General features: G+C 51.2%; 30 protein-coding genes. 14 read left to right on the top strand and 16 right to left on the bottom strand.

Going from position 1 to position 26,421, the window contains the following annotated elements:
- Positions 1-67: 67 nt before the first annotated feature.
- Positions 68-1,522: a DUF4403 family protein gene (locus AC4QZR_RS03840; protein WP_494479699.1), complete on the top strand. Its 1,455-nt coding sequence runs from the start codon at positions 68-70 to the stop codon at positions 1,520-1,522.
- A gap of 132 nt (positions 1,523-1,654) precedes the next feature.
- On the opposite strand, the gene AC4QZR_RS03845 is transcribed toward AC4QZR_RS03840, so the two are convergent.
- Complete coding sequence (locus AC4QZR_RS03845) at positions 1,655-2,443, bottom strand: hypothetical protein (protein WP_494479700.1); 789 nt, start codon at positions 2,441-2,443, stop codon at positions 1,655-1,657.
- Positions 2,444-2,516: 73 nt separating this feature from the next.
- Here AC4QZR_RS03845 and AC4QZR_RS03850 point away from each other — a divergent pair, with 73 nt between their 5' ends.
- Positions 2,517-3,506 carry a YihY/virulence factor BrkB family protein gene (locus AC4QZR_RS03850; protein WP_494479701.1) on the top strand — a complete coding sequence of 330 codons (990 nt, stop codon included), beginning with the start codon at positions 2,517-2,519 and terminating at the stop codon, positions 3,504-3,506.
- A 75-nt stretch (positions 3,507-3,581) separates the two neighbouring features.
- On the opposite strand, the gene rlmN is transcribed toward AC4QZR_RS03850, so the two are convergent.
- Complete coding sequence (gene rlmN, locus AC4QZR_RS03855) at positions 3,582-4,655, bottom strand: dual-specificity RNA methyltransferase RlmN (RefSeq protein WP_494479702.1); 1,074 nt, start codon at positions 4,653-4,655, stop codon at positions 3,582-3,584.
- Positions 4,656-4,676: 21 nt separating this feature from the next.
- Positions 4,677-5,105, bottom strand: a complete 429-nt coding sequence (locus AC4QZR_RS03860; protein ID WP_494479703.1) for an acyl-CoA thioesterase — start codon at positions 5,103-5,105, stop codon at positions 4,677-4,679.
- A gap of 307 nt (positions 5,106-5,412) precedes the next feature.
- Between AC4QZR_RS03860 and mnmC2 the strand changes: the two genes are divergently transcribed.
- The 4 genes from mnmC2 to AC4QZR_RS03880 all read left to right on the top strand — a co-directional run bounded on the left by mnmC2 (position 5,413) and on the right by AC4QZR_RS03880 (position 8,558).
- Positions 5,413-6,090 carry a tRNA (5-methylaminomethyl-2-thiouridine)(34)-methyltransferase MnmC2 gene (mnmC2, locus tag AC4QZR_RS03865; RefSeq protein ID WP_494479704.1) on the top strand — a complete coding sequence of 226 codons (678 nt, stop codon included), beginning with the start codon at positions 5,413-5,415 and terminating at the stop codon, positions 6,088-6,090.
- A gap of 66 nt (positions 6,091-6,156) precedes the next feature.
- A complete protein-coding gene (locus AC4QZR_RS03870; RefSeq protein WP_494479705.1) occupies positions 6,157-6,696 on the top strand; it encodes a glutathione peroxidase in 540 nt (179 codons plus the stop codon).
- Between the two features lie 271 nt (positions 6,697-6,967).
- Entirely contained in the window at positions 6,968-7,285 is a 318-nt protein-coding gene (locus tag AC4QZR_RS03875; RefSeq protein WP_253401125.1) for a hypothetical protein, read from the top strand.
- Positions 7,286-7,469: 184 nt separating this feature from the next.
- Positions 7,470-8,558 (top strand): endonuclease/exonuclease/phosphatase family protein, encoded by a 1,089-nt coding sequence (locus AC4QZR_RS03880; RefSeq protein ID WP_494479706.1) that lies wholly within the window; start codon positions 7,470-7,472, stop codon positions 8,556-8,558.
- Here the strand turns inward: AC4QZR_RS03880 and AC4QZR_RS03885 are convergent.
- Entirely contained in the window at positions 8,555-9,136 is a 582-nt protein-coding gene (locus tag AC4QZR_RS03885) for a 5-formyltetrahydrofolate cyclo-ligase (RefSeq protein ID WP_494479707.1), read from the bottom strand. The genes AC4QZR_RS03880 and AC4QZR_RS03885 overlap by 4 nt on opposite strands.
- Positions 9,136-10,713 carry a bacillithiol biosynthesis cysteine-adding enzyme BshC gene (gene bshC / locus AC4QZR_RS03890; RefSeq protein ID WP_494479708.1) on the bottom strand — a complete coding sequence of 526 codons (1,578 nt, stop codon included), beginning with the start codon at positions 10,711-10,713 and terminating at the stop codon, positions 9,136-9,138. Before bshC ends, AC4QZR_RS03885 begins: the two co-directional genes overlap by 1 nt.
- A 246-nt stretch (positions 10,714-10,959) precedes the next feature.
- Here bshC and AC4QZR_RS03895 point away from each other — a divergent pair, with 246 nt between their 5' ends.
- Positions 10,960-11,340, top strand: a complete 381-nt coding sequence (locus AC4QZR_RS03895) for a PH domain-containing protein (protein ID WP_256488421.1) — start codon at positions 10,960-10,962, stop codon at positions 11,338-11,340.
- Between the two features lies 1 nt (position 11,341).
- Here AC4QZR_RS03895 and AC4QZR_RS03900 read toward each other — a convergent pair whose 3' ends face one another.
- The 11 genes from AC4QZR_RS03900 to AC4QZR_RS03950 form a co-directional block, all read right to left on the bottom strand.
- Complete coding sequence (locus AC4QZR_RS03900; protein ID WP_494479709.1) at positions 11,342-11,737, bottom strand: hypothetical protein; 396 nt, start codon at positions 11,735-11,737, stop codon at positions 11,342-11,344.
- 180 nt (positions 11,738-11,917) lie between these two features.
- Entirely contained in the window at positions 11,918-13,231 is a 1,314-nt protein-coding gene (rimO, locus tag AC4QZR_RS03905) for a 30S ribosomal protein S12 methylthiotransferase RimO (protein ID WP_494479710.1), read from the bottom strand.
- 208 nt (positions 13,232-13,439) lie between these two features.
- Entirely contained in the window at positions 13,440-13,844 is a 405-nt protein-coding gene (locus tag AC4QZR_RS03910) for a hypothetical protein (protein ID WP_494479711.1), read from the bottom strand.
- A 157-nt stretch (positions 13,845-14,001) separates the two neighbouring features.
- Positions 14,002-14,514 (bottom strand): carboxypeptidase regulatory-like domain-containing protein, encoded by a 513-nt coding sequence (locus tag AC4QZR_RS03915; protein WP_494479712.1) that lies wholly within the window; start codon positions 14,512-14,514, stop codon positions 14,002-14,004.
- Between the two features lie 18 nt (positions 14,515-14,532).
- Entirely contained in the window at positions 14,533-15,492 is a 960-nt protein-coding gene (ftsY, locus tag AC4QZR_RS03920) for a signal recognition particle-docking protein FtsY (protein WP_494479713.1), read from the bottom strand.
- A 115-nt stretch (positions 15,493-15,607) separates the two neighbouring features.
- The gene (locus AC4QZR_RS03925; RefSeq protein WP_007652248.1) at positions 15,608-15,760 is read right to left on the bottom strand and encodes a DUF4295 domain-containing protein; all 153 of its coding nucleotides are present in this window, start codon (positions 15,758-15,760) and stop codon (positions 15,608-15,610) included.
- Positions 15,761-15,762: 2 nt separating this feature from the next.
- Positions 15,763-15,951 carry a 50S ribosomal protein L33 gene (rpmG, locus tag AC4QZR_RS03930; protein ID WP_007652246.1) on the bottom strand — a complete coding sequence of 63 codons (189 nt, stop codon included), beginning with the start codon at positions 15,949-15,951 and terminating at the stop codon, positions 15,763-15,765.
- Positions 15,952-16,073: 122 nt separating this feature from the next.
- Positions 16,074-16,286 carry a PLDc N-terminal domain-containing protein gene (locus AC4QZR_RS03935; protein ID WP_494479714.1) on the bottom strand — a complete coding sequence of 71 codons (213 nt, stop codon included), beginning with the start codon at positions 16,284-16,286 and terminating at the stop codon, positions 16,074-16,076.
- Positions 16,287-16,337: 51 nt separating this feature from the next.
- Positions 16,338-17,957 (bottom strand): aminopeptidase P family protein, encoded by a 1,620-nt coding sequence (locus AC4QZR_RS03940; protein WP_494479715.1) that lies wholly within the window; start codon positions 17,955-17,957, stop codon positions 16,338-16,340.
- Entirely contained in the window at positions 17,957-18,196 is a 240-nt protein-coding gene (gene rpmB, locus AC4QZR_RS03945; protein WP_007652245.1) for a 50S ribosomal protein L28, read from the bottom strand. Before rpmB ends, AC4QZR_RS03940 begins: the two co-directional genes overlap by 1 nt.
- A 133-nt stretch (positions 18,197-18,329) precedes the next feature.
- The gene (locus tag AC4QZR_RS03950) at positions 18,330-18,503 is read right to left on the bottom strand and encodes a C1orf53 family protein (protein ID WP_494479716.1); all 174 of its coding nucleotides are present in this window, start codon (positions 18,501-18,503) and stop codon (positions 18,330-18,332) included.
- Between the two features lie 145 nt (positions 18,504-18,648).
- On the opposite strand from AC4QZR_RS03950, the gene AC4QZR_RS03955 reads away from it, so the two are divergent.
- From AC4QZR_RS03955 to AC4QZR_RS03985, 7 genes are all read left to right on the top strand, one after another.
- Positions 18,649-18,963 carry a hypothetical protein gene (locus AC4QZR_RS03955; protein WP_494479717.1) on the top strand — a complete coding sequence of 105 codons (315 nt, stop codon included), beginning with the start codon at positions 18,649-18,651 and terminating at the stop codon, positions 18,961-18,963.
- A gap of 151 nt (positions 18,964-19,114) precedes the next feature.
- The gene (rocD, locus tag AC4QZR_RS03960; protein ID WP_494479718.1) at positions 19,115-20,356 is read left to right on the top strand and encodes an ornithine--oxo-acid transaminase; all 1,242 of its coding nucleotides are present in this window, start codon (positions 19,115-19,117) and stop codon (positions 20,354-20,356) included.
- Positions 20,357-20,477: 121 nt separating this feature from the next.
- A complete protein-coding gene (locus AC4QZR_RS03965; protein WP_494479719.1) occupies positions 20,478-20,735 on the top strand; it encodes a putative signal transducing protein in 258 nt (85 codons plus the stop codon).
- Positions 20,736-20,867: 132 nt separating this feature from the next.
- Positions 20,868-20,993, top strand: a complete 126-nt coding sequence (locus tag AC4QZR_RS03970; RefSeq protein WP_256488427.1) for a hypothetical protein — start codon at positions 20,868-20,870, stop codon at positions 20,991-20,993.
- Between the two features lie 46 nt (positions 20,994-21,039).
- Positions 21,040-21,210 carry a hypothetical protein gene (locus AC4QZR_RS03975; RefSeq protein ID WP_494479720.1) on the top strand — a complete coding sequence of 57 codons (171 nt, stop codon included), beginning with the start codon at positions 21,040-21,042 and terminating at the stop codon, positions 21,208-21,210.
- A gap of 116 nt (positions 21,211-21,326) precedes the next feature.
- Positions 21,327-22,301: a porphobilinogen synthase gene (hemB, locus tag AC4QZR_RS03980; protein ID WP_494479721.1), complete on the top strand. Its 975-nt coding sequence runs from the start codon at positions 21,327-21,329 to the stop codon at positions 22,299-22,301.
- A 199-nt stretch (positions 22,302-22,500) separates the two neighbouring features.
- Positions 22,501-26,262 carry a S8 family serine peptidase gene (locus tag AC4QZR_RS03985; protein WP_494479722.1) on the top strand — a complete coding sequence of 1,254 codons (3,762 nt, stop codon included), beginning with the start codon at positions 22,501-22,503 and terminating at the stop codon, positions 26,260-26,262.
- The last annotated feature ends 159 nt before the right edge of the window (positions 26,263-26,421 follow it).

The raw sequence follows: 26,421 nt of genomic DNA on the forward strand, positions 1-26,421 counted from the left end.
ACCTTGCATAGGTATAGCGCAGGCGCAAAAACCGTAAATTGCGCCATTATCTAGAAAGCTATACCGCGTGTTCCGACTCACTACCCTACAGCTGGTTTTTATTTTATTCGTATTAGGCGGCCTGCTCACTTTTCAGGCTTGCTCCAGTACTGCCCGCCTTGATGCTATTGCCCCACCAGCTACGGTGGCAAATGCGCCCGTGTACCAACCGAAGCTCTCTTCTATCAGCATACCTGTTTCCATTCCGCTGTCTGCCATCGAAGACAAGCTTAACCAGGAAATACAGGGCACGCTTTACAAAGATGATAACCTGAACGATGACGACCTGACGGTGACCGTGCTCAAAAAGGGCCGCATGACCATCCGGGCCGAGAAGGATAAACTCTACTTCAGTGTGCCGCTGCAGGTATACGCCAAAGGACGCTGGAACTGGAATCCCTGCAAGGCTTGCCCTTCGTTCAGCAAAACCGAGGCTACTTCTTTTGATATGGTCGTGCAAACCGAAAGCCGCTTTGGCCTGACTGACGATTACAAAGTAAACACCATCACAAGCAGCAATTTTGAGTGGGGCAACACCAAGCCTTTCATTCATCTGGGTCCGCTCAAGATCGGACTGTCGCGCTTTATAGAGCCTGCTATGAAGCAGCAGATGAACACGATCGCCCGCCAGCTGGACAAAGAGATACAGAGCCGCCTGAACCTGCGCCAGTACGTAGCCGATACCTGGGTGCAAATGCAGCAGCCCGTGAAGCTGGACAACAACCTGAATGCCTGGCTGACTGTGAGTCCGCAGGAAGTGCGTATGGCGCCCTTATACGCTGAGAATGGCAGTCTGCACACCCGCCTTGGCATCAGCTCATTTATACGGGTGAGCACCGACGGCAAGCCACAGACACAGGTAAACAAGAACCTGCCACGCCTGATCATCGACAGCCGCCTGAGCGACGATATCCAGATCGGTCTGACCGCGACCGTGCCCTATACCCACGCCAGCAGCCTGATGCAGCAACAGGTAGCCAACCAAACCTATACCTTCGACGACGGTAAAAGTCAGCTCACAGTGAACGATGCCGCCATCACCCCAAGTGGCGAGCAGTTGATCCTGATGCTGGACGTAGACGGAAAAACCAAAGCAGGTCTTTTCACTAAAAAGCTGGTGGGCAAGCTATACCTACGCGGTACGCCCTACTACGATCCGCAAACCGCCTCCATCAAACTCCGCGACGTAGACTACGACTTCGACACCAAAGACATGCTGTTGAATACAGCCAACTGGCTCGCCAAAAACAAGTTCAAAGAGATGATCCAAAGTCAGGTGAACATACCGGTGCAGAGCCAGCTGACCGATGTACGAAATATGCTGCAGAAGACGCTGAACCAGTCAGGTCGCCTGCATGAAGCTGTGCTGCTGCGTGGTGCCGTCAGCGAATTGGCGCTCGAGAACATCTACCTGAGCCCAACAGGTATACAGGCCGTTGTGAATGCCCGCGGCACCCTCACGGCCACCATCGATAAGCTGTAGTTCCGGACCGCAGGACTTAAGACATAAGACTTTTTAAAAACGGGAAGGGCTGCCAGGTATGGCAGCCCTTCCCGTTTCTTCTCTTCTATACCGGGCCGGCATAAAATGATTCAGTGTCTTGTATCCCAGCAACTAAAGTTTCTCGATTGGCGTGGGGCTGTTGAACACGCTATCCGGCACCTCGGCTGGAGCGGCTATGTCGGTCAGCTTGAATTCACCTTGAGAGTTGCTGCGGTCGGAGGCCAGTTTTATACTTCCGTAGTCTTCGTAATCACTCCAGCGCCGGGTAAAGGAGGGCTCGGCATCCTCTGCGCTTCGGAAGAAGGCCCACTGCGTTACCAGTCCCTGCTCCTTATCCACCCATAGTCTATACTTGTTCTGCGGCGTGAGGCCCACCTTTGCAAAGGTCATCTCCAGCACATCGGCCGAGGCGCCATCCATGGTTTGCTCCTCGCCCACATGCCGGAGCGTTACGCCCTCGTCCCGCAGCTTAAAGGGCATCACGAGCCAATAGGAGTTGTTTATCCAGAGGGCATAGGCGCGCTCCAGCAGCTTCTGTTTCTCCTCCGGGTCCTGCAGCTCCTGGCCCTCTACGTATACTTTGCCGTCCTTGGTGTCGGTGTTGATAATGGCCACGAGGCTGTCCTGCTCCCAACGGAAGCGGTTCTGGTGTTTGTCCCATACCTGGTACTGGTTGTTGAAGGTCCAGGCAAGGTAGCGGGTGTCGTTCCAGCCTTTCTCCCCGCCCATGTTTTCCATCACCTCCCGGGCTATACTTTTGGTTTTATCGTCGGGGCTTTGGGCGCAGCCGGACAGCAGCAGGAACAGCAACAGTGGTTGGAGGAGGTTTCGTAGCAACATCGGGCTATACTTTACGTTCGCTCCCGTGTACGGATTTATACCCGCGCAAGATGCCGCCATTGATAAGCTCTAGTTGCCAACCTAACATTTATCGCTGCCGTATCAAAAAGCTATCCTGATACTGACAAGCGATATGACCAAATCCATAACCAGCATTATATTCCCTCTCACAAAGAACACCTTCAACGGGTTTCTGGACAATGGCTCCCTGATGCTCGCGGCGGCGCTGGCCTTCAACGCTATTTTCTCTATACCTCCGTTGTTGGTCATCATCATACAGGCAGCCGGTTTCTTTTTTGGCGAGCAAGCTGTTTCCGGTGAGCTTTCAACACAGATCTCCACCGCTATCGGCCCAAGCGCAGCCGAATCCATCGAAAGTATTGTGCAGAATGCGGCTTTGAGCGAAGGAGGTGGTATAGCGTTCTGGATAGGTATAGGTACGTTGATTTTTGCCTCCACTACTTTTTTTGCCACCCTGCAGGAGTCGCTGAACCGGGTATGGAACGTGAAGCCAAAGCCAACAAACGGGATCGTGAAGATGTTGAAAGTGCGCATGTTCTCTTTTGGCATCGTGCTGAGCATCGCCCTACTGATGCTGGTGTCGCTTCTGCTGAGTGCTGTCATCTCGATCCTGAGCGATTACCTCCGGGCCATCTTCGACAACTACCTGACTTTTATATCGCCTGATGTGCTCTACTTTCTCATCAAGGCCATGGATTTCATCCTGTCAGTTGCCATCATCACGGCTCTGTTCTCACTTATTTTCAAGTACCTGCCTGATGCCTTTATCAAATGGAAAGATGTGTGGGTAGGCGCTTTGATCACTGCTTTGCTGTTCACGATCGGTAAATTTCTGATCAGCTGGTTTATCAGTACCAGCGATCCGGGTTCGGCTTACGGAGCGGCAGGCTCCATCATCGTGATTCTGGTGTGGATCTATTACTCGTCGCTCATTGTACTGTTCGGGGCGGAGTTTACCCAGCAGTACGCTGCAGAGTTTGGCCAGGAGATCCGTCCGAAGGCCCATGCGGTGCTGTTCAGGGAGCAGGAAATCACTGATAACCCGCACGACATCTCCAGTGGCAGACCAAGGCCGGAAGGCAGGTTCAACAAAGCCAGTTAATCGTAAACTTAGGTATAGCAAAAGGCCCCTGCTACAGGTATAGCAGGGGCCTTTTGTATTTGTGACAGGTATACCTTAAGCGGGCTGTTTCTCCTTTACGGCAAGCTGTCCGCAGGCGGCGTCGATGTCTTTGCCGCGGCTGCGGCGCACGTTCACCTGCACGCCACGATCGGCGAGGTAGTAAATGAAATTCTGCCAGCGCTCTTCGTCAGTATTTTTAAAGTCGGCGTTCTCGATCGGGTTATACTCGATCAGGTTGATCTTGCAGGGGATCACTTTAGAGAAACGGTACAGTTCTTCAGCATCCTGCAGGGTGTCGTTGAAGTTCTGGAATACGATGTACTCATAAGTCACTTTGCGGCCCGTCACCTCATGGAAGTGCTTCAGGGCATCCGTCAGTGCCTCTAGTGAGTTTGTTTCATTGATCGGCATGATCTGGTTGCGCTTCTCGTCGTTGGCGGCGTGCAGCGACAGGGCCAGGTTGGCTTTCACACCATCGTCAGCCATCTTTTTGATCATTTTGGCTATACCTGCTGTGCTTACTGTAATGCGGCGTGCGGCCATACCTAAGCCGTCGTGTGCCGTAATGCGCTCGATGCTCTTCATTACGTTGGCATAGTTTAGCATCGGCTCACCCATACCCATGTACACGATGTTGGAAAGCGGCTGACCATACTGCTCCAGACTTTGCTGGTTGATGCGCACTACCTGGTCATAAATCTCGGCGGCATCGAGGTTACGCACGCGGTCCATGTAGCCGGTAGCGCAGAACTTGCAGGTAAGCGAGCAACCTACCTGGCTACTCACACAGGCCGTTTTACGTTCTTCGTGAGGTATAAGCACACCTTCCACGATGTTGCTATCGTATAGTTTGAAAGCAGATTTGATAGTGCCGTCGTTGCTGATCTGCTTGGTAGCCACCTGCACCGCGTTAATGGCAAAGTGCTGGTCCAGCTTTTCGCGCAGGGCCAGGCTCACGTTGTTCATCTCCTCAAACGACTGCGCCGAGTGCTTCCAGATCCACTCATAGACCTGTTTGGCACGAAACGCTTTCTCGCCCTGCTCCACGAGCCAGGCCTTTAAGTCGTCAAGTGACAGCTTACGGATGTCTTTTTTAGTTAAAACGGGTATATCTGCAATCAAATTCATACCACAAAATTACAAAAATACTTAGGCTTTAGTTTCAATCCGGGCTTTTACTTCGTCGGGTAGGGCCATTAATTTTCGTTCCTGGTAGTTAAAGCACAGCATACCTGTTTTAGCACGGGCTACTTCCCTGCCGTTTTGGTTGAGCACATGGTAGGTAATATCGAAGCCATACTTGTGCACATCGTCGAATGCCAGCCGCAGCGTCAGCACATCGCCATAGAAGCCTTCGCCCTTGTACTCGATCGCCACATCGGCCATAATCAGGCTGGCCCCGCCCAGGTCGAGCTCGTTATAGCCGAAGTGTTTCAGCAACTGCAGGCGGGCTTCGTGCAGGATGGAGAGCAGGGCATCATTGCCGAGATGGGCGCCGTAGTTCAGGTCGGTGATGCGAACAGGTATAGTGGTCTCAAAAGAAACGTGCGTAGGTATAGCTACTTTGATGCGGGGCATGGGGTGAATTGTTAAATGGTTAAATTGTTGAATAGTTGGTTGTGTATGATTGGGCAGGTCGCGACCTGTCCCTACGGTAACTAAAACGCTCTTGAAAAAGAATGTCCTAATTAACTGCGTATAAGTAGAGTTAGAGTTAGAAAAGTAGTGAGTTAGGAAATCAAGCCGCGGAACAGTATAGCACGTTCATCATCCCTCCATAGTCATTCCTAATTATTCATTCCTTATTCCTCACTATTCATTAATCATTATTCATTCCTCATTATTCTCCAACCATTGCTTACATTTGTAAAGTAAACAAATAATCATGCATCTCGAAATCAGGCAGACCAAAGACGGCTCCAACACCCTGTATGTGCCCGAACTGAACGAGCACTACCACTCGGTGCATGGCGCTTTGCAGGAGTCGCAGCATGTCTTCATTAAGCACGGCCTGGAGTATGTGCTTAATCTGCGCAAGGACATCAAAATACTGGAGGTAGGATTTGGCACCGGCCTCAACGCCATCCTCACCTACCCTTTTGCGTTGGCTCAAAAAGCCTTCATCCAATACGATACCCTGGAGAAGTTTCCGCTGACCATGGACGTAGTAGAGCAACTTCAGTTTGATAAAGTAATCCTGAATCCGGAACTGCACGATGCGTTTCTGGACTTGCACAAAGCCCCCTGGAACGAGCCGGTCGATGTGATCCCCTACTTTACTTTACAAAAGATCCACGAAACACTCGAAGAGTTCGTGCCGCCACGCGCTTACTACGACCTGATCTACTTCGACGCCTTCGCTCCCGAAAAGCAGCCCGAGCTGTGGTCTGACGAGATGTTTGCCAAGCTGTTTCAGGCCACTCGCCCTGGTGGTGTACTGGTTACCTACTGTGCGAAGGGCTCGTTTAAGCGCAGCCTCAAAGCAGCCGGCTACGAAGTAGAGGCCCTGCCAGGCCCTCCGGGCAAGCGTGAAATGACGCGCGGCCTCCGACCAGTCGAGTAAAACTTTTTCTCTCGTTTTCGGTTGAGGTATAGTATACCTGAAGTAGAAAACATACCCAAACGAACGATGAACAATCAAAATAATAATAGTCCATTTTATAATCTCTCGGCCACATCATTGCAGGGCAAGGAAGTGGACATGGATCACTTAAAGGGAAAAGTCGTGCTGGTAGTGAACACGGCCAGCCACTGCGGTTTCACGCCTCAGTACGAAGGCCTGGAAAACCTCTATAAAAAATACAAGGACGATGGATTGGTGATACTTGGCTTCCCTTGTAACCAGTTTGGCAACCAGGAGCCGGGCGGCAAAGAAGAAATAGAGCAGGGCTGCTTGATCAATTATGGCGTTAGTTTCCCGATGATGGAGAAAGTGGACGTAAATGGCCCCAATGCCCATCCGGTATTTCAGTATCTGAAGTCGGAACTGGGTGGTCTGCTGGGCAGCCGGGTGAAATGGAACTTCACTAAATTCCTGATCGATGCCAATGGAAAGCCGGTAAAACGCTATGCTCCGATTACCAAACCCGAGAAAATAACACCGGATATAGAGCGCCTGCTACAGAAGGCTCAGGTAACTCCAGATAGAGTAGAACAAGCTAACAAATAGTATATCAGCAAGTTGCAAATCTCAACTTAGGGTACTGATTATATGGTTGAACAGGTATAGCAGGTTTAGTCTATACCTTCATTTTATACCAAGCTGCTTAATCTTAGCTCCTTACAGCCATGTTTCATCTTAACAAAGTATAAAACAGACACTTACAATTCCACTCGTCTGATTTTTTTTCGGACTCTGCTACAAAAATTGTTTTATTTCTGGAATTAAGTCTTATTTTGCATTGTCTTAAAGCATTGAAAGCAAATCAACAGGAAGCAAAATGAAGAAATTATTACAGAAAGTGGTGAAGCCTTTGGTAACCCCATTCAAGGCGAAGTATGAAGTAGTGTGCACAACTTACCAGGTGATCCCTGGCCTGCCCGTTAACAAGAACGAGTCAAGACACCAGTTTGAGCGCGGCGCAGTTTTGGAGGCCCGTGAATTTTACAGCAAAGTGGTAACCTCAGACATGACCCGCACCATGGCACCTGTTGAAGTGCAGCTGCGCAAAATTTACCTCGGCGGCAAAACAATTGAGCAGGCTGAATTCGGCCCTGTCGCCCAGCTCCGCCAGGCAGTGAATGGCAAGAAGAAATAAACGCTATCGGCGTCCCTTACTCAAAGCCCCGTTGCAGACCTGCAGCGGGGCTTTTTGTTGCCATTCCGGTGCCATCTGGCTAAGCCCCCTAACATCTGCGTGGAGCTTGCGTAATACTGCAAACCAACTATATAGGAAAATCATCCTCCCACCCCAGACCCTGCCAAACGCACCCCGAAAGACCATGAAAAACGCTGCAGTCATTGCGCTGAGAACTGTGGCTACCATACTCATCCTAGCGACCTTTGTGCCGCTACTGCCTTTTAAGGACTGGTATATCCGCATCTTTGATTTTCCAAGAGCCCAGCTATTTGTTATGGCCGCCCTGACACTGCTTTTTTTCCTGGGTATGCGTCTGTGGCGCTTCGGCTTAGACAAAACCTTACTGATGGGGCTGGTCGTCTCTCTTGCCTATGAGGCGGTGAATATTTATCCCTATACCTTCCTCTCCCCTGTAGAAGTGAAACAGGCGCCTGCCGATGCCCCCGCGAATGGACAATTGAGTATCCTGGTCTCCAATGTGTACCAGCATAATGTGGAGCACCAGTTGCTTGTTAACCTGATAAAGGAACGCAACCCCGATCTGCTGCTCACGCTCGAGACGGATAGCATTTGGCAGGAAGCCCTGCGCCCCGCCACCGACGCTTTCCCGGAGCGTGTCACCACCCCCCTGTCGAACACCTACGGCATGCACCTGTACAGCAAACTGCCCCTTCGCCAGACACGCGTCCGGCATTTGCTCGACAAGGAAATTCCTTCTATTAAAACTTATGTGCAACTGCGAAACGGCGTATGGGTGGAACTGCATGCTGTTCATCCCAAACCGCCCGTACCCACAGAAGATGATGACTCCAAAAAGCGTGATGCGGAGATTGTACTGGTCGGCAAAGAAGTGAAGCGCTCTAACTACCCCGTGATTGTGGCGGGAGATTTCAACGATGTGGCCTGGTCGAAGACCACCCTCTTGTTTCAGGAAGTGAGCGGCCTGCTGGACCCGCGCATAGGCCGTGGTTTTTACAACACCTTCCACGCCAGGTATAAGTTGCTGCGATGGCCCCTGGATCATGTCTTTCACTCGGACCACTTCAAGCTGGTGAAACTGGAACGCCTGCCGGACATCAACTCCGATCACTTTCCGATGATGGCTACTCTAAGTTTTGAGCCTGAGAACAAATATGAGCAGAAAGAGCCGCAACCCGATGAGGACACGGCTGAAGAAGCAGCCAAGACCATAAAAGAGGGCAAAGAGGAGGCGCAGGAAGAAGATGATTAAGGTATAGCCTCCGGCCAGACGCCTTCGGGCGTAATAGCATAATCGAGTGGCACGTCGTACACGTTGGGGTCTGTGATGCGCTCCACAGGCGGCTCCAGCGACAGCCCCACCTTCACTACATCTGGCCGGCAGTCGGCCAGAAAGCGGTCGTAAAAGCCCTTGCCGTACCCTACCCGGTGGCCCTGCTTATCAAAAGCCAGCAAAGGAAGCAGCACCAGGTCCACCTCGTTGGCATGTATGATCTGCGCGTCTTGCGGCTCCGGTATACCCCAGGCGTTTTCCACCAGCACGGATGCTTCGGTGAGGTGATGATGGGTGAGCACGTTTTGTGCAGCATCAGTCACGGGCACCACCACCCGCACATCGGGGTGCTCCAGCCGCAGCCGCTCAATAATGGCCCAGGTATTTACTTCGTTATTTTTGATGATGGGCAAAAACACGTGCACCGTCTGCCCCGCTTTTAGCGCAAAGTGCTGGAAAAACAAATCGGCAATGCGCTGACTGCGCACGGCCACCTCGTCGACTGAAAGTGCCCGGCGGCGTTGCAGCATGGTCTTTCGCAGCTCGGCTTTGTGCATTATTCTTCCTCCAGTATCGTGAATTTAAACTCCAGCGGGTCAAAGGCCTCTACCAGCGCAGGTATAAAGTTTGGGTGGTTGGTCTGGTACGAGAGTAAATTATCCTGACGTTCCTGCAGGCTGCCGTTCGGGAAGAGTTTATCTTTCAGGTTCTCGAGTTGCTTGAAGGTCTGCTCGTGTTTGCTGTCGCGGGCTTTTGAAAGCTTCTTTTCGAGCATCTGCAGGGAGTTGATGGCCTTCTGCTGTTCGGCCGCTACGGCTTTCACCAAAGTCGGGTCTATACCTGCGGCCAGTTCTTCTACCTGTTTAAAAATCTGCGCTAAAGCATCGCGCTGCGCCTCCAGGTTTATTTCCGCTTCGTGTAGCTGCGAAGAGAGTTTCTTTTTGAGTTCCTGGTAATCCTGGAAAAGATCGAGTGGCTGCAGACCCAGTTTGTGCATGCGGGTAGCGTTGGGTTTGCTGATGTACAGGGCCGAATTGCGCAGCATGATGATCGGGAAAGTTACCTGATGGGCCTCGAACACCTTGCCGAGTTGGAACCAGTACGCCACTTCGGCGCCACCGCCAATGTAGGCCAGGTTCGGCAGTACCATCTCTTCGTAGAGCGGGCGCAAAATCACGTTCGGACTAAAACGCTCCGGGTGCTGCTGCGCCTCCTGCAGTATTTCCTGCTGCGTAAAGCTAAGGTCGGTGTTAAGCACTTTATACCTGTCGCCTTCCTGCACAATACGTTCGCGCATACCATCCTGCAGGTAAAACAGATTGATCTCGCGGGAGAACACCTGCGGCTTATACCCGAGTTGCTCCAGTTGTGCGTTCGTTTCCTCTACTAACTTATTCGACAGCTGCCCGGTCAGTTCTTTTTCCACTACTGGTAGCAGCGCCTTCTTCAGTTCTTTGTCGTCTCCGTCGATGCTCACCAGACCATACTCCCCGAACAGGGCATGGGTAATGGCGCGGGTCGCGTCGGCCAGGGTGTTGCTGTTACGGTAGGCTTCTTCAAAAACCGGGAAAGCTTCGGGCAGTTCCTCCAGCACTTTTTCCAGGCCAGTTGTAGCGAAGCGGCCTACGGCACCGGTTTGATTCGACTCCCAGGTATAGCGTTTGCCGAACAGATTGAAATGGTTGATTTCCGGGAAGTCGTGGTCTTCAGTGGCCATCCAGTAAACCGGCACAAAGTTGTAATCCGGGTACTTCTCCTTCAGCTGGCGACAGGTGTTGATGGCCGTTACAATCTTGTACACAAAGTAAAGCGGACCTGTGAAGATATTGAGCTGGTGGCCTGTAGTAACGGTATAGGTGCTGGGCTGCTGCAGCAGCGCCAGGTTTTGCTGCACTGCGGGATGGATGTCAGCCACTGAACTATACTGCTCCTGCAGCGCCTGGTACAAGGTATGGCGCTGGGCTTCGGTGAATTGCTTTTCCTCGATCTGTTTACCAAACGCCTCCAGCGTCGGGAAGCGGTTATAGAACCCCTGCAGCTTTTCGCTTTGGGCAAGGTAATCGGCTATTGTTTGGGAGAAGGCGCCTGTAGTGGCATAGTCTACCTTCGTTATTTTCATATCAGTTACTTCCATCTGCTTTGTCTTTTGGTCTGGCATTGCAAGGCTATACCTGCACGGTATAACAAGGTGCCTTTGCCCGGGTTGCGCCACAAAGTTCGTTTTTTTATTCCTGATATACAGCTGTTACGACAGAAAACAGGTATAGGCGGACAGAATAGAGAGTAGGTACGTATACCTATTTGCCAAAATCAGCGTTTATGCCCTCAGACTATACCTGAATCGGCTTTTTGTCAAACACTCTTTTTTCCAGTCAACCATATGGGATTACTAAACGGATTGATGGGCCATGCTTCGGCGGTGCCTGTCGAGAAACTCACCAAAGAATTCCAGCCGATCCTGCTCGAGGACGAACAGATCGAAAAGGCGTTCAAACTCATCCGCGACATGCTTGTGTTCACGAACAAGCGGCTGATCGTGGTGAACAAACAAGGTCTAACAGGTTCGAAGATCGAGTATCAGAGCGTACCCTACGCCAGCATCAAAATGTTCTCAAAAGAAAGCGCCGGTATGATGGACTTTGAAGCCGAGCTAAAGATCTGGCTGACAGGAGAGGCCACGCCCACTATTAAACAGGAATTCCGCAAAGGTGACAACGTGAACGACGCCTACAAGGTGCTGAGCAAATACGTGCTCAAATAAGCTAGAGCGAATTGAGCCAGTTTTCAGCATTTTCAGCCGTTTCGAAGCCCTTGGCAATGCCATCCCGCACCATGCTCATGGCTCTGTCAGTGGAGAGCCGGCTGAAGTAATCGCGTGAATAAACGGCGGCGTGGTATTGCAGGCCTGCCTGCTCTGCCCGAGGGTGCCAATCATAAGCCAGCCAATCAGTCAGTTCTACCCAGAGGCCCTGCACGTCGTAGTGGTTGTCGAGCAGCTTATGGCAGCGCTCTTTCTGCAGGAAAAACAGGATCTGTTCGTAGCCCTGTTTAATTACCTCGCTGGTAAAGGTGCCATGCCAGGTGGCGGCAATGTAATCTTCCACAGCGTTATACTCGAGGGTGAACGAGTCGGTAGTGAGTAATTTAATGTGTCGCATTTGGGAGAGACAGACTAGCTGATAAAAGCCTGCTTTTTGAATGTATAGGGGTTCGAAGAACCATAATACGCAATTATGCCCTAAAATCAAAAAGGGAATTCCTCGTTTGCCGAAGCATCCAAGGAATTCCTCTTTTAATTATTGTCTATACGTGAGTTAAACGCTTAGATCTGAGCAAAATTAAATTATGACTTCGCCATACAGGTCAAAGTCCGAGGAGTCGGTGATTTTCACGTTGGCAAAGTCGCCAATGCGCACATACTGGTTGTCGGCTGGTACGAGCACTTCGTTGTCTACCTCCGGCGAGTCGTATTGGGTACGGCCCACGAAGTAACCGCTCTCTTTACGGTCGAAAAGCACTTTGTAGGTCTTGCCTATTTTCTCTTCGTTCAGCTCTACCGATATACCTTGTTGCAATTCCATAATGGCATCGGCACGCTCCTGCTTCACTTCGTCCGGCACATTGTCTTCTAAGGTATGGGAATGGGTGTTTTCTTCGTGCGAGTAAGTAAAAATACCCAGACGCTCAAAGCGGGTTTCTTCCACCCAGTCGTAAAGTTCCTGAAAATCCTGGTCGGTTTCGCCCGGGTGACCGGCGATCAGTGTCGTACGCAGCGCGATGTCTGGCACGCGCTGACGGATCTGGTCTACGAGCTCGATGGTGCGGCGCTTGCTGATGCCACGCCGCATGGTCTTAAGCATATTGTCGGAGATGTGCTGCAAAGGCATATCTAGGTACTTGCAGATATTCTCGCGCTCTTTCATCACGTCAAACACCTCCATCGGGAACTGCGACGGATAAGCGTACTGCATTCTGATCCAGTCTATACCTTCCACATCCGACAGATTGCGCAGCAGGTCGGCCAGCTTTCGCTCACCATAGTGCTGCAATCCGTAGTAAGTCAGGTCCTGGGCAATCAGAATAAGTTCTTTGGTACCCATGCTGGCCAATCGTTTCGCCTCCTTCACCAGGTCCTCAATCGGACGGTCCACGTGTTTGCCACGCATCAAAGGTATAGCACAGAAAGAACAAGGACGGTTACAGCCTTCGGCTATCTTAAAATAGGCGAAGTGCGAAGGTGTAGTAATCAATCGTTCACCAATCAGCTCGTGCTTGTAGTCTGCCTCCAGCTTTTTGAGGAGCTGCGGCATTTCGAGCGTTCCGAAGTAGGCGTCTACCTGCGGAATCTCTGCTTCCAGCGAGTCTTTGTAGCGCTGCGACAAACAGCCGGTTACGTATAGCTTATCAATCTGGCCTGCTTCCTTGGCATCGGCGTAGCGCAGAATGGTGTCGATAGACTCCTGTTTGGCATTGTCGATAAAGCCGCAGGTGTTCACGATGATAATATTCGAATCGTCGTTTGCAGACTCGTGCGCCACGTCAATCTCGTTGGCACGCAGCTGCCCCATCAGCACTTCCGAATCCACGAGGTTTTTAGAGCAACCCAGTGTGATGACGTTTACCTTGTCTTTCTTTAAACTTCTTACTTTCACTTATCTATGTATTAGCACGGTAATTCCCAATTACTCAAAACCATTGCGGCTGCGCATTAGTTCGATTGGGCAAATGAACTGCAAAAGTACAACATGTTTGGGTAATAACAGAACAGCTTCCGGTATAGCAGGTTGTTCTTTCCGTGCTATACCTGTTCAGCAACACATTTGACAGGTTCCTGGCTTTTCCCAGCGCTCAAATTTCGGCTCAAAGCGGCTGATAAAACCATTTTCTGGCGGCAGACTCGCTTTTCATCACCTCCAAGGCTATTGGCAGATTGTAGCTGGTTATAAGCAATTTGATTACCTGGTACAGGTTTGAGTCCCAAAGATAATCCGGAGACTCCAGTAGGGCGACGCGCTTCAGGGGTGTTCCGGGAATATTACGGACGATATGGTGGATGATGTCTTCGGTGAGCACACCACCCGAGGGCTTGCCAGAGGCCACGATCAGGTTGGCAACCTGCTTCTCCCGAATCGCGACAAACAGCGTGACGATGCTTTCATAGAATTGTTCGGACTCTACACTCAGGTCATCTGACCACTTTACGCTTAATGTATTGGAGGCAGCTTCGTACACCAATTCCATCATCCTGTTTTCGCTTCCAGCCATAAGGGCACCTTCGGTTAAGAGTGGATCTTTGTAAGTGAAGTTGTTTATAGCTTTATAAGAGGTAGTGCTGCCAATTGTTTAGTTTTTGCCCAACAATAGGCTAAAGGATGATCTTGTAGCAAATGTACTGTTAAACGGTCAATGACGGCGGAACAAGCTAATAAAATGCGTTGTAGTTAACCAGAAACTCCACCGTCGTTACTTCGCCCTCCTTTACCTCTACCGGAAAAATGTTCATTTCGCCGTCAAAAAGGTTAGCGTACAGGCCTTGTTCTTCTTTTGTGAAGAGGCTATACCTGCCAGGCTCCAGACGAACTGCAAAGTTGCCGTTGGCGTCTGTCTTCACCTGCGTAATGAGTTTAGTTTGAATGTTGGTGTGAAAAACACCGTCCTGAGATGTGGTTTGCGAACTGTTGGTCAGCTCGTAGATGTACACGGTGCGCTCTACGCCGCCTGGTTGGCTGGGCGGGGCGTCCGGAGAAGGCATTTGGTTGCCGGCTTCCCAGAGAATCTGCCCCCGTATACCTTGTTTAATCTGCATCTGCTGCCCGGTTTGCGTTTTCAGCTCCTGCTGCGTGTTTTGCGCTTCGCCCTCTTGGCCTGAGGTGCCTTGAGTGCCGTTACAAACGGTCAGTAACAGCGAGAGCCCTATCAGCAGCAATTTTCCCATACAGGCAACAGCAAAAATTTATTTGCGGGAGAAGAACGACTCTACGAACTGGTTCTTGTCGAACAACTGCAGATCTTCAATCTTCTCGCCTACCCCGATGTATTTCACCGGAATCTTGAATTCGTCGGAGATACCGATCACAACACCGCCTTTGGCCGTGCCGTCGAGTTTGGTGATGGCCAGCGCCGTCACGTCAGTGGCCTTGGTGAACTCACGCGCCTGAAGCAGGGCATTCTGGCCTGTACTGCCGTCGAGCACCAGCAGCACCTCGTGTGGCGTGTCTTCTGTTATCTTCTGCATCACGCGCTTGATCTTCGAAAGCTCGTTCATCAGACCCACTTTGTTGTGCAGTCGGCCGGCCGTGTCGATGATCACCACATCGGCGCCAATGTCCACGCCTTTTTTTACGGCATCATAGGCCACAGAGGCCGGGTCGGTGTTCATGCCATGCGATACCACCGGCACGCCCACACGCTCGCCCCAGATGATCAGCTGATCCACTGCAGCGGCACGGAAGGTATCGGCAGCGCCGAGCACGACTTTTTTGCCAGCCTTATGGAATTGCGATGCCAGTTTGCCGATGGTGGTGGTTTTCCCCACACCATTTACACCTACGACCATGATCACGTAGGGCTTTATACCTACTGGCAGGTCGAAGTTGGCGCCGTCGCCGGCACGGTTCTCCTCAAGCAGGGCGGCAATCTCTTCCCGCAAAATTCTATCGAGTTCGCTGGTGCTCACGTACTTGTCGCGGGCCACACGCTTCTCAATGCGGTCGATGATTTTTACCGTCGTCTCTACCCCCACATCCGCATGCACCAGAATTTCCTCCAGTTCGTCGAGCACCTCCACGTCTACCGTAGATTTGCCAACGACTGCTTTGCTCAATTGCCCGAAAAAGCTGGTTTTGGTTTTCTCAAGGCCCTTATCGAGCGATTCTTTCTTCTGCTCTTTGCTGAAAAAGTCAAAAATTCCCATCTGCGTGTTTTGTAGGGTGAAGACTATCTCGGTGTGATACGGTAATATACTAAAAAAGTCCCGGTAAAGGGACTTCTTTAAGTATTCTATCTATGTATAAGTAGAGTAGGCTTAATTACTTCTTTAGGAACTCCTGTACTTTGTCAACAGGCACCATCTCTTCTTTAAAGCTGTAAGCACCAGTTTTTGGAGACTTAACGGCTTTGATCACTTTTGCCCAATCTTTACCTGTAGCGGTCTTTAGGGTTGCAACTACCTTCTTAGCCATGGTTATTTAATTTCTTTGTGTACAGTTACTTTTTTCAACACAGGGTTATACTTCTTAAGCTCTAAACGCTCAGCTGTGTTCTTTCTGTTTTTGGTAGTGATGTACCTTGAAGTTCCAGGCATGCCAGTCGCTTTATGCTCTGTGCACTCCATAATTACCTGGATTCTATTACCTTTTGCTTTTTTAGCCATCTCAACAGTAAATTTTTATTTAGGACTGCAAATATACAAGCTTAAATCTCTAATTACAAACAAAGTATAAATTTTTCTGAAGAAGCTTTTTCGAGCCGCCAGAAGTACACGTTTATACCTGCTTATGCGTCTTGCTCTTTCAGAAATCTGTGGGAGAAAAGGGCATACAGTAACATACCAGCAACAGGAATCAGCATCACAGCCGCCAGAAACAGCGTTCTGCCCCACTCGCTTCTAAAGTCTTTCCGGTATATGTCCCACACGATATACATCTGCAGGATAAGTAAGGCGCCAATAACATAATAAAGCGCTGATTCATTAAAGTTTGCATCCATCTTCTTTATACCTGAACAAGTATGCAATATACCTGATGGCCGCCTTAACTACTAGTGTTCTAATGTTGGCAATTTAAAACCATCCAATGCGCTCGGCTGAGCCATGGTCTTCTCGATTTCCGTTACGGTGCGCGGCACCAGTTTCGAGAGGTTTTCCCAGCCTTTTTCAGTGATCAGAATATCATCTTCGATGCGCACGCCAATGCCCCACCACTTCTTGTCGCAGAGACTGCCCTCCGGTATATAAATGCCTGGCTCCACGGTAATGACTGTGTTTGCCTGGAAAGGTCCGAAGCTACCACGATCGTGCACGTCGAGGCCCAGGTAATGCGAGGTGCCGTGCGGAAAATAGCGCCGCACTTCTTCACGTTTCTTAATAACACCCAGCTTCACCAGTCCATCAGCAATCACGGCTTCGGCTGCCTGGTGCGGTGCGTTAAAAGCATTGCCCACCTTGCACTGCTGGAAACCCGCCTCCTGCGCCTTCAGCACCAGTTCATAAATGGCCTTTTGCTCTTTGGTAAACTTGCCGTTGGCAGGTATGGTACGCGTAACGTCGGCGGTATAGCCCAGGTACTCGGCTCCCACATCCATCAACACCAGTTCGTTGCCAGGTATAGCCGGCTTGGCGCTGGAGGTATAGTGCAGCACACAGCCGTTGTTGCCGGCGCCCACTATGCTCGGGTAGCCTACATGTTTCGCCCCGTATTTCTTGAACACGAACTCGTGTATACCCTGCACTTCCATTTCGGACATGCCCGGCTTCATGGCTTTCATCACCTCTATCTGCCCGATAGCCGACATACTTGCCGCCTTGCGAAGGAGATTAATTTCCGCATCGGTTTTCACTTCCCGCATGCCGTCCAGCAGTTGGTCTAGGGTGAAAGCGTCGAGTTTCTGATTAGGTATAGCGGCCACGGCTTTGGTTCGGGAGCGCATATCTTTAGCTTGCAGGTAACCCTGTAGCGACTTGTCATGCTTCAGATCCGGCTCTCGTTGCATGGCCTCCTGAATGTAGGCGGCTACTCCTTCTGCCTGCCCCAGCCCGTGTTCGCGCACAATGCCGTAGAGCATGCTCCGGGTGGCGCTGAAGTTGGCCGGGTACTTTACCTTCGTTTTGAACTGACCGAGCAGGCTAAACAAGTCGGCTTCGTCAGCAGCATCGTCGCGCACGTCATGCGGCAATTCCTTGATCAGGATGTGCTGCAGGTTGATCGTGTCGAGTTTAAAGCCGGCAAAGTCGGTGTTCTCGAGCGTAGCTATACCTAGTTCCTTCTCTGCTCCTTCCACGCCTAGCCTGTTACCGTTCCAGAGTTCCTGCATCTGGTCGTTGGGCTGCACGAACAAAACTTCCTGCACCTGCTTGCCATTCACGTTCTGCGGACTCTGGAAAAGCAGCAGCACCGCATTCGGCTCGGTATAGCCGGTCAGGTAGTAGAAGTCGGGGTCGGGATGGTAGTAGTAGTCCACGTCGTTGGCGCGGTTGCGCACGGGACTGGCAAAAAGAACGGCAACGGAGCGAGGGGGCAGCTGTTGCCGCAGTACCTCTCTCCGTTGCCGGTGAAACTCTTTATCTAAAGTATCAGATGGCTTTCCCGAGCCTGCGTGCGGATGCGCTACTGCCGTAAAAGACAGCCAGCATAACAGTACGCACAGCCGGAAGGCTGCCATTAGTACATAATGAAGCCTTGCTCTACTGCTTTCTTCAGAACGGCAGAAATACCGTTTTTGTTGATTGTTCTCAATGCTGAAGTAGAAACTTTAAGGGTTACCCAAGCATCTTCTTCAGGGATGTAGAAACGCTTCTTCTGAAGGTTCGGATAGAACTTACGCTTTGTCTTATTGTTAGCGTGAGAAACGTTATTTCCTACTTGTACTCTCTTTCCGGTTAAATCGCAAACTCGTGCCATCTTGTATTTTCTTCTAAATTATTTCAATAGGGGTGCAAATATCTATAAAAAGAAACACAATGTCAAAGGCATAGCAGATAATTTTAGCAAAACATGCTCTAAAACAGCTACAAAGGCCTTTAAATTGCGTCACCTATACCTTGTCCGAACCTTTCTCTCCGGCTTCTTTCTTCTTTTTAGTGATGCCATAAGGGCAATTGCGACAGGCGTTTTTGCAGCAATAGCCACGCTTGAGCAGGTACCTGGCCGTCAGCACCATCAGTCCCCGCTCAAAGTAAAAATCCTCTCCTTCTCTCAGATCGCTCACGGCTATACTTCTTTTTAAACGCCAAATATCGGCAAAACCAGGACGCTCACCAAATAACTGTGCTTCTCTCTATACCTTCCTCACAATATCCGTTAAACAAGATATTGCTCCCTGCCGCGCATTCAATACCTAAATCATATAAACTATGTCCCATTTCAACAATTTGAGTGAGGCTGTATCCGTTATGCGCGCCCGCGGCTTCGTGAACACCTTCAGCATACAGCACCAGCAGGTATATTGCTCTGAGCTGAGTAAATCCATTTCCCCTACCCAACTTACCCTGCTCGAGCGGCATATCGTGCCTTCGCCTTCTGCGCAGAGTGGCGAAGAGGAGATATACGGCTTCCGCACCGATGACAACCAGTTCGGCATCATGACCAACATTTACGCCGAGTATGATCCGGAGGGCTTCTACGCTGTGTTCAGACAATGCCTGAAAGGGCAGGCGAGGCGCGCATAGGCTTAGTTTCCGGGCGAGGGTATAATTCAGGCTGTTTATCGCTATATTTACAACAAATCATCAGAAACCCTGTAGATATAGGTTCGGAGTTGCAGCCTGTGGTGCAGCCCTGTCCCGAGTTTCAGACAACAGCTTTTTTAACACATCAACTATGAGCACGCTATCCATTACTTCCAGCCAACAGGCCATCGAAACCGAAGAAAAATACGGCGCCCACAACTACCATCCACTGCCGGTGGTGCTTAACAAAGGTGAGGGCGTATACCTGTGGGACGTGGAAGGCAAACGCTATTATGATTTCCTGTCGGCCTACAGCGCCGTGAACCAGGGACACTGCCACCCGCACATCATCAACGCCCTGATCGAACAGGCAAAGCAGCTTACACTTACTTCCCGCGCCTTTTACAACGACAAGTTAGGTATAGCCGAGAAGTACATCTGCGAGCTGTTTGGCTACGACAAGGCGCTTTACATGAACTCCGGCGCCGAGGCTGTGGAGACCGCCATTAAACTGGCCCGCAAGTGGGGTTATTTGAAAAAGGGTATCGCTTCGCACAACGCCGAGATCATTGTAGTGGAGCGCAACTTCCATGGCCGCACCACGGGCATCATCTCTTTTTCTACCGACCCGGACTCGACCAAAGGCTTTGGTCCGTACATGCCGGGCTTTAAAGTAATTCCTTACAATGATCTGGAAGCGCTGGAAACAGCTCTGAAAGAAAACCCGAACGTATGCGGTTTCATGGTGGAGCCGATTCAGGGCGAGGCGGGTGTGGTCGTGCCGCAGGACGGCTACCTATCCAAGGCACATGCGCTTTGTAAAGAGTATAATGTGCTGCTGATGGCCGATGAAATTCAGACAGGTATAGCCCGCACTGGTAAGCTACTGGCTACGTACTACGACGACGTGAAAGCCGACATCCTGATACTGGGCAAAGCTCTTTCGGGAGGTGTGCTGCCGGTGTCTTGTGTGCTGGCCGACGACGATATCATGCTGTGCATTCAGCCAGGCGAGCACGGTTCTACTTTTGGTGGCAACCCGATGGCTGCCGCTGTGGCTATTGCTGCTTTGGAGGTGATCAAAGATGAAAACCTGGTGGAGAATGCTTACAAACTGGGTGAGATCTTCCGGGACCGCATGAACCAACTGATGGCAAAGCGCCCGGAAGTAGTAACGCTGGTACGTGGCCGCGGATTGCTCAACGCCATCGTGATCAAGCCTGCAACTGACGGCCGCACTGCTTGGGATGTGTGCGTAGAACTGAAGGAGAACGGCCTGCTCGCCAAGCCAACCCACGGTGATATCATCCGCTTCGCACCGCCTTTGGTGATGACAGAGGAGCAACTGCACGAATGCTGCGATATCATCGAAAAGGTGATCATGAAATTCTAAGTCAGGTATACCTGAAACGCATGAAAGGCGAGGCTGTAGCGGCTTCGCCTTTTTTGTTATGCATCGAGCATTCAAGTCTGCCTTAAATTCACTAGCTTTAGAAAGCAACAGCTTTGAAAACATGACCAAATCCGATCAAACCAACCCAATAGTTATCTTCTCCGGCGACTTCCACCGGGCGGCCGTCATCAAAAACATGCTTGAGAACCATAGCATTTACGTGTTCATGCAAAACGAGCACATGGGTAGCATCGCGCCCTGGCAGGTAAGTTCAGGCGGCTTTAATCCGGTGAAACTGATTATTTCAGAGCAGGATGAAGAGGAGGCCAAAAGACTCTTAGAGGGTTTTAATGACGCCGCTTTTGACAATGAAGACTAGCAAATTTGACTTATGAAAAAATCAGTTAGAATAGGCACTATCATAATAGCGCTTGTTATAGTGTTCATAGCAGGAGAACAGGTCGGAAGCAGTATTGGCGAACTTATTTTTAACATAACACGCTAATCCGTTATGAAAAAAGGAGACCTATACCTGACACCGATAATCATCAAAGCAATCTTACTTGCCGCTTCGGCTTTTGCTATTTACAGTTTCGGCAAAAGCATGGGTGAGGCAATTTATTATATTACAGTTTAATACAGTTCGACTTCTTTCAACGATTCCCCGCGGCAAACTCCCATCAATGAAACCCAACACCCATTCCCTCTCTCTTCGCTTAAGAAAATGGATCATCGCCTTTGCATTTGCCGGCTTTTTGGTGGGGCTTGGTATTGGCGCTTTTGTGGCGCACAAGCAGCATACAAAATCTGACAACATCGCACCGGAAGCTATTTCTGAACCTCATCAGGAGTAGACGCGATTCCAGGTATAGCGCCTGCCAAAATATAAGGTATAACTTCGCTTTGCCCCGCATAAGCCGTACCTTTGCGGTATACTTATGTTGAAACATTTTAGAGCAAACGCTATATTATGATCACGAAAAGACCAAGAAGAAACCGCTATAACGAAGTCATCCGCAGCATGGTGCAGGAAACTGCCCTCGAACTAAACGACTTCATTTTCCCACTTTTTATCATCGAGGGCCAGAATCAGAAGGTGGAAGTAGGCTCCATGCCAGGCATCAACCGCTATTCTGTGGATACCCTGCTCGATGAGGTGGCCTCCTGCGTGGACCTGGGCATCAAGGCTTTCGCCCCTTTCCCGAGCATCCCCGAAAACCTGAAAGACAAGTACGCCAGAGAGAGCGCGAACCCCGACGGCTTGTTCCCAAGAGCTATCCGCGAGATCAAGAAAAACTTCCCGGATGTGGTGCTGATGACCGATGTTGCTATGGATCCTTATAGCTCCGACGGCCACGACGGCATTGTGATAAACGGTGAGATCGTGAACGACGAAACGTTGGAAGTACTGGGCAACATGGCGCTCACACAGGCGCAAGCCGGGGCCGACATTGTGGGTCCTTCGGATATGATGGACGGGCGCGTTGGGCACATCCGTCGCGTACTCGATGAGAACGGCTTCCACAAGGTGGGCATCATGAGCTATACCGCCAAATACGCGAGCGCTTTCTACGGTCCGTTCCGCGACGCTCTCGATTCTGCCCCGAAAATGGGTGACAAAAAAACCTATCAGATGAACCCGGCTAACAGCCGCGAAGCCCTGATCGAAGCTGCCCTGGACACCGAAGAAGGAGCTGATTACCTGATGGTGAAACCTGCTTTGGCATATCTGGACATCATCAAGCTGCTCCGCGACAACTCTCACCTACCCATCGCCGCCTACAACGTGAGCGGGGAGTATGCCATGGTGAAAGCCGCGGACCTCAAAGGTTGGATCGACGGTGAAAAGGCCATGCTGGAGAGTCTGCTGAGCATCAAGCGTGCCGGTGCCGACATCATCCTGTCCTATTTCGCCAAAGACTTTGCTAACTACCTCCGAAAATAACCGGATAAGCCTTCTGAAATTGAGAGCGCCCTGTACTAAAAATGCAGGGCGCTTTTTTTTGTAAATGGCTTGATTAACATCAGGTATAGATAACTTCAAAGTCAATGTTTAGCCAATTATCTGATTCATTCTGAACCAGTTTGGGGTTCGGGCACTTTTAGCTATATTGGTGGTTCTAAACTTCTACCTAAACTACTTTATGAGAGGATTGAGCCTTTGGCTGATGGCTGCGGCACTTGCAACAACTACTGTTAGCTTCGCGCAGCAGGTTGGTACGTTGCCTGTGCGCGCAAATGTGAAGGAACTGGGCCGCATTGCGGCAGCTGAAGACAAGAATTACCGGGTAAAACGTGCCGAGGCCATTGCCCTTGCCAGGCAAAACGGGTGGGAAATAGAAAAGACATACCCTGACGGCACCTACATCTCGCTGCAGCACCTCGACAAGCTGGGCATGCCGGTTTACTACATCACCTACAATAGCTCCGCCGCCAGCACCACCCGCACGGACCAGCTTTGGGAAGGCGGCAAACTAGGCCTCAACCTCAGCGGGGCAGGCAACAGCGTAACCGACAAAATGGGCATCTGGGATGGTGGTATGGTGCGTGAATCGCATGTGGAGCTGCGCGGCCGGGTGGAGCAGAAAGACAAAGTCACTAAGCTAAATGAGCATGCTACCCATGTGGCAGGTACACTCATTGCCAGCGGCCTGAGCGCCAAGGCAAAAGGGATGGCCTATGGCGTGCAGAAACTTTATGCCTATGACTTTAATAACAACACCTCCGAGATGGCCGAAGCGGCACAAGCCAACATGCTGGTGTCAAACCACTCGTATGGCACTATAGCCGGCTGGCGCTATAACAGCGAGCGCAAAGGCACCGATGAAGATCCATACTGGGAGTGGTGGGGCGCAACGCAAGTAAGTGAGACAGAAGACTACAAGTTTGGCTATTACGACGAGACTTCCGTTAGCTGGGACCGCATTGCCTACAACGCCCCTTATTTTCTGATTGTGAAGTCGGGTGGGAACAACCGGCAGGAACCGGGCCCCGAAGTAGGCAAGCCCTACATGCAGCGCAACTCCAACGGTAACTTTACGCTGGTGGCAAAGCGCCCGGATAACATCAGCAGCAACGACAGCTATGATGGCATCGCCACTTACGGCTCCGCCAAAAACATACTGACAGTGGGCGCGGTGAGCAACATACCGGGCGGCTATAACCAATCTTCTGATGTAAAGGTCTCCGGTTTCAGCAGCTTTGGCCCTACCGATGATGGCCGTATCAAACCCGACCTGGTAGGCGGTGGAGAAAACATACTTTCCACGACAAGTGTCAGCGACAAATCCTATAAGGCATTGAGCGGCACCTCCATGGCTTCTCCCAACATATCGGGTTCGCTGCTACTCCTGCAGGAGCACTATGCCAATCTGAACAAGGGGCAGTTTATGCGCGCCGCCACACTAAAGGGTCTGGCCATACACACCGCTGACGAGGCCGGCGATGCTCCGGGCCCCGACTACATGCATGGCTGGGGACTTTTGAACGCCAGTCGAGCTGCTACCATGATCAGCAATACCCAGGGCACGCACTTGATGCAGGAGCGCAACTTGGAGCAAGGCAAAATCTATACCTTCGAGGTAGTGGCGTCTGGTGCGGGGCCGCTGGTGGCCACCATTTCCTGGACCGATCCGGAGGGGGCCGTCCACCCGACGGCAAGCGCCCTGAACAACCGCAGCCCGCGCCTGGTCAACGACCTGGATGTACGCATAACGCACCGTGGCACTATCATTTTGCCCTGGGTACTGGACCCGAACAAACCGGAGCAGCCGGCAACCCACGGCGATAACCTGGTGGACAACGTAGAGCAGGTGTTTATACCTAAGCCTATACCTGGTGAGACCTATACCATTACCGTGTCGCATAAACGCACGCTACAGAAGGGTCCTCAGGATTATTCTTTATTGGTGAGTGGCGTGGGCGGCACCGCCTACTGTGCAAGTGCACCTGCTTCGGAGGCTGGTTCACGCATCAGCAAGATTACATTCGACGGCATCACCACTCCTTTTGACGGCTGCACTACCTACCGCGTGCAAGACGAAATGCTGCTGACTTTTGAACCAGGCCAGACCAAAACAGTATCGTTTGAACTGGGCACCTGTGGCGCCAATTCCAGCAAGGTAGCCAAGGTATATGTGGACTGGAACGGCAATGGCAGCTTTGAAGATGAGGGTGAGGAAGCAGCTGTTTCGGGCGTGATTAGCGGTGTAGGTATGTTCAATGCCAGCATCTCCGCCCCTTCGTTCCTGCAGCCCGGCCACATCACCCGCCTACGCGTTGTGCTGGCTGAAACATCCGACCCGGCAGGTATAAGCCCCTGTGGCACCTATACCCGCGGCGAAACGCAGGACTACATTGTGCAAGTGGCAAAGCCTTCTTCGGATATCGTACTGCAGCAGGTAACTCCGGTCGGGGCTTCACTTTGTGCGGGCACAACTCAACAGTTCATCGTTACACTCCGCAACAACGGGCTGCGCGATCAGAAGGCTATACCTGTCACACTGGAGGTATACCGCAGCAGTTCCAAAGTAGCCACCCTGACAACGGCCTACACCAATACTTTAAAATCTTTCACTTCTGACGAGATCTTACTTACTGCTGATTTTCAGACGGAAGCGGGGGCCACTTATGAACTGGTTGCCTCGGCAGGTGCTGCCGGTGATGCCGTACCTGAGAATAATACGCTGCGCAGGAACTATGCAGTGGGAGGCAATACAGCTGCCCCACAGGCTGTGGCCACGCGCTGCGGCGATCAGCCCAGTTATACCCTGACCGGCACAGGCGACGGCACCGTGTTCTGGTACAACACGGCAAGCGGAGGCACGCCTATAGCGGCAGGTAACGCAACCAACATTGCCAGGAGCAGTGCTAACGGCACCATCTACGCCTCGCTCAATGACTTCTCGGCTACCATTGGCCCGGCAACGAAGAAGTTTGCGACAGGTGGTGGCTATAACCAGTTCACACCAGATGTTATTGTAGAAACGCAGGCACCGATGCTGCTGGAAAGCGCCCGCCTGTACATTGGCAACTCCGGCAAGATCACCTTTACGGCCTACAACAGCAACGGCTCTCCTGTTTCGAGCCGGACAATTACTGTGGAAGCTACCCGCTCCACCCCTGCCCCAGGGGTACAGGAAGATGATCCGAACGATCAGGGTGCGGTGTACTATTTAGGTCTGGAGCTACCCGAGGCTGATACTTACAACATTGCCATCAGCTACGACCATAAGGATGGAGCCACCATTTATCGGAACAATGCGGGTGTAACGGGCTATCCGTTTGGCGTAAGCAATGTGTTTACCATCACCGGAAACACGGCCAGTCCAGGTTCGCTAAGCTACTACTATTACTTCTACGACCTGAAAGTGCGGGCGCTCGGCTGCGCCAGCCCAAGGGTAGCAGTTCCGGTTGAGAATGGCACTCCTATTCCGACGCCGCTCATCACGCGCCAAGACCTGAGCCTGCAATCGAGTGTGGCGGATGGCAACCAGTGGTACCTGAACAGCCAGCCTATACCTGGCGCAACCGGACAAACCTATACCCCTACTGAAAGCGGCGACTATAGTGTGCAGGCACAGTGGCAGGGCTGCGTTTCCACACGGTCGCAGAGCTATACCTTCGCCTATCAGGCAAATGGACGTACGTTAAAAAAGGAACTGGTAGCCTCACCCAACCCAAGTAACGGGGTGTTTAAAGTGCTGTTTGAGACGAAACAGCAAGAGGACCTCTTCCTGAGTGTGACAGACATGCTGGGCAACCAGATCTATACCCGCAAGGTGACCGGATTCAACGGTTTCTACGAAGCTGATATTGATCTTTCGGCAAGAAGCTCCGGCATATATTTGCTCCGTGTAAAGTTCGGTGACCAGACCTATACCCAGAAACTGGTGCTGCAGCGCTAGCGGACAGCAAGCAATTCAGAAGAGCCCCGGTCGTTGCATCGGGGCTTTTTTATGGCGCAGCATTTCCGTCTTCTTCAGGTATAGCACAAAGACATACAACCTGAGTCACCTCCTATACCTACCGCTGCCGTGTTCCCCTTATTTTGCCGGATCGCCCAT

The organism is Pontibacter sp. YIM B11418 (assembly GCF_059278805.1).

Coding starts and splice junctions, on each gene's coding strand:
- AC4QZR_RS03940 (WP_494479715.1), bottom strand. CDS start 17,957: ATGGCAGCCTTCCGGCTGTGCGTACTGTTATGCTGGCTGTCTTTTACG.
- rpmG (WP_007652246.1), bottom strand. CDS start 15,951: ATGGCTAAAAAAGCAAAAGGTAATAGAATCCAGGTAATTATGGAGTGC.
- bshC (WP_494479708.1), bottom strand. CDS start 10,713: ATGGAAGTAACTGATATGAAAATAACGAAGGTAGACTATGCCACTACA.
- AC4QZR_RS03845 (WP_494479700.1), bottom strand. CDS start 2,443: ATGGCGGCATCTTGCGCGGGTATAAATCCGTACACGGGAGCGAACGTA.
- rocD (WP_494479718.1), top strand. CDS start 19,115: ATGAGCACGCTATCCATTACTTCCAGCCAACAGGCCATCGAAACCGAA.
- AC4QZR_RS03925 (WP_007652248.1), bottom strand. CDS start 15,760: ATGGCTAAGAAGGTAGTTGCAACCCTAAAGACCGCTACAGGTAAAGAT.
- AC4QZR_RS03975 (WP_494479720.1), top strand. CDS start 21,040: ATGAAACCCAACACCCATTCCCTCTCTCTTCGCTTAAGAAAATGGATC.
- rlmN (WP_494479702.1), bottom strand. CDS start 4,655: ATGAATTTGATTGCAGATATACCCGTTTTAACTAAAAAAGACATCCGT.
- ftsY (WP_494479713.1), bottom strand. CDS start 15,492: ATGGGAATTTTTGACTTTTTCAGCAAAGAGCAGAAGAAAGAATCGCTC.
- AC4QZR_RS03915 (WP_494479712.1), bottom strand. CDS start 14,514: ATGGGAAAATTGCTGCTGATAGGGCTCTCGCTGTTACTGACCGTTTGT.
- mnmC2 (WP_494479704.1), top strand. CDS start 5,413: ATGCATCTCGAAATCAGGCAGACCAAAGACGGCTCCAACACCCTGTAT.
- AC4QZR_RS03875 (WP_253401125.1), top strand. CDS start 6,968: ATGAAGAAATTATTACAGAAAGTGGTGAAGCCTTTGGTAACCCCATTC.
- AC4QZR_RS03985 (WP_494479722.1), top strand. CDS start 22,501: ATGAGAGGATTGAGCCTTTGGCTGATGGCTGCGGCACTTGCAACAACT.
- AC4QZR_RS03955 (WP_494479717.1), top strand. CDS start 18,649: ATGTCCCATTTCAACAATTTGAGTGAGGCTGTATCCGTTATGCGCGCC.
- AC4QZR_RS03850 (WP_494479701.1), top strand. CDS start 2,517: ATGACCAAATCCATAACCAGCATTATATTCCCTCTCACAAAGAACACC.
- AC4QZR_RS03965 (WP_494479719.1), top strand. CDS start 20,478: ATGACCAAATCCGATCAAACCAACCCAATAGTTATCTTCTCCGGCGAC.
- AC4QZR_RS03910 (WP_494479711.1), bottom strand. CDS start 13,844: ATGGCTGGAAGCGAAAACAGGATGATGGAATTGGTGTACGAAGCTGCC.
- AC4QZR_RS03860 (WP_494479703.1), bottom strand. CDS start 5,105: ATGCCCCGCATCAAAGTAGCTATACCTACGCACGTTTCTTTTGAGACC.
- AC4QZR_RS03970 (WP_256488427.1), top strand. CDS start 20,868: ATGAAAAAAGGAGACCTATACCTGACACCGATAATCATCAAAGCAATC.
- hemB (WP_494479721.1), top strand. CDS start 21,327: ATGATCACGAAAAGACCAAGAAGAAACCGCTATAACGAAGTCATCCGC.
- AC4QZR_RS03880 (WP_494479706.1), top strand. CDS start 7,470: ATGAAAAACGCTGCAGTCATTGCGCTGAGAACTGTGGCTACCATACTC.
- AC4QZR_RS03895 (WP_256488421.1), top strand. CDS start 10,960: ATGGGATTACTAAACGGATTGATGGGCCATGCTTCGGCGGTGCCTGTC.
- AC4QZR_RS03935 (WP_494479714.1), bottom strand. CDS start 16,286: ATGGATGCAAACTTTAATGAATCAGCGCTTTATTATGTTATTGGCGCC.
- AC4QZR_RS03885 (WP_494479707.1), bottom strand. CDS start 9,136: ATGCACAAAGCCGAGCTGCGAAAGACCATGCTGCAACGCCGCCGGGCA.
- AC4QZR_RS03870 (WP_494479705.1), top strand. CDS start 6,157: ATGAACAATCAAAATAATAATAGTCCATTTTATAATCTCTCGGCCACA.
- rpmB (WP_007652245.1), bottom strand. CDS start 18,196: ATGGCACGAGTTTGCGATTTAACCGGAAAGAGAGTACAAGTAGGAAAT.
- AC4QZR_RS03900 (WP_494479709.1), bottom strand. CDS start 11,737: ATGCGACACATTAAATTACTCACTACCGACTCGTTCACCCTCGAGTAT.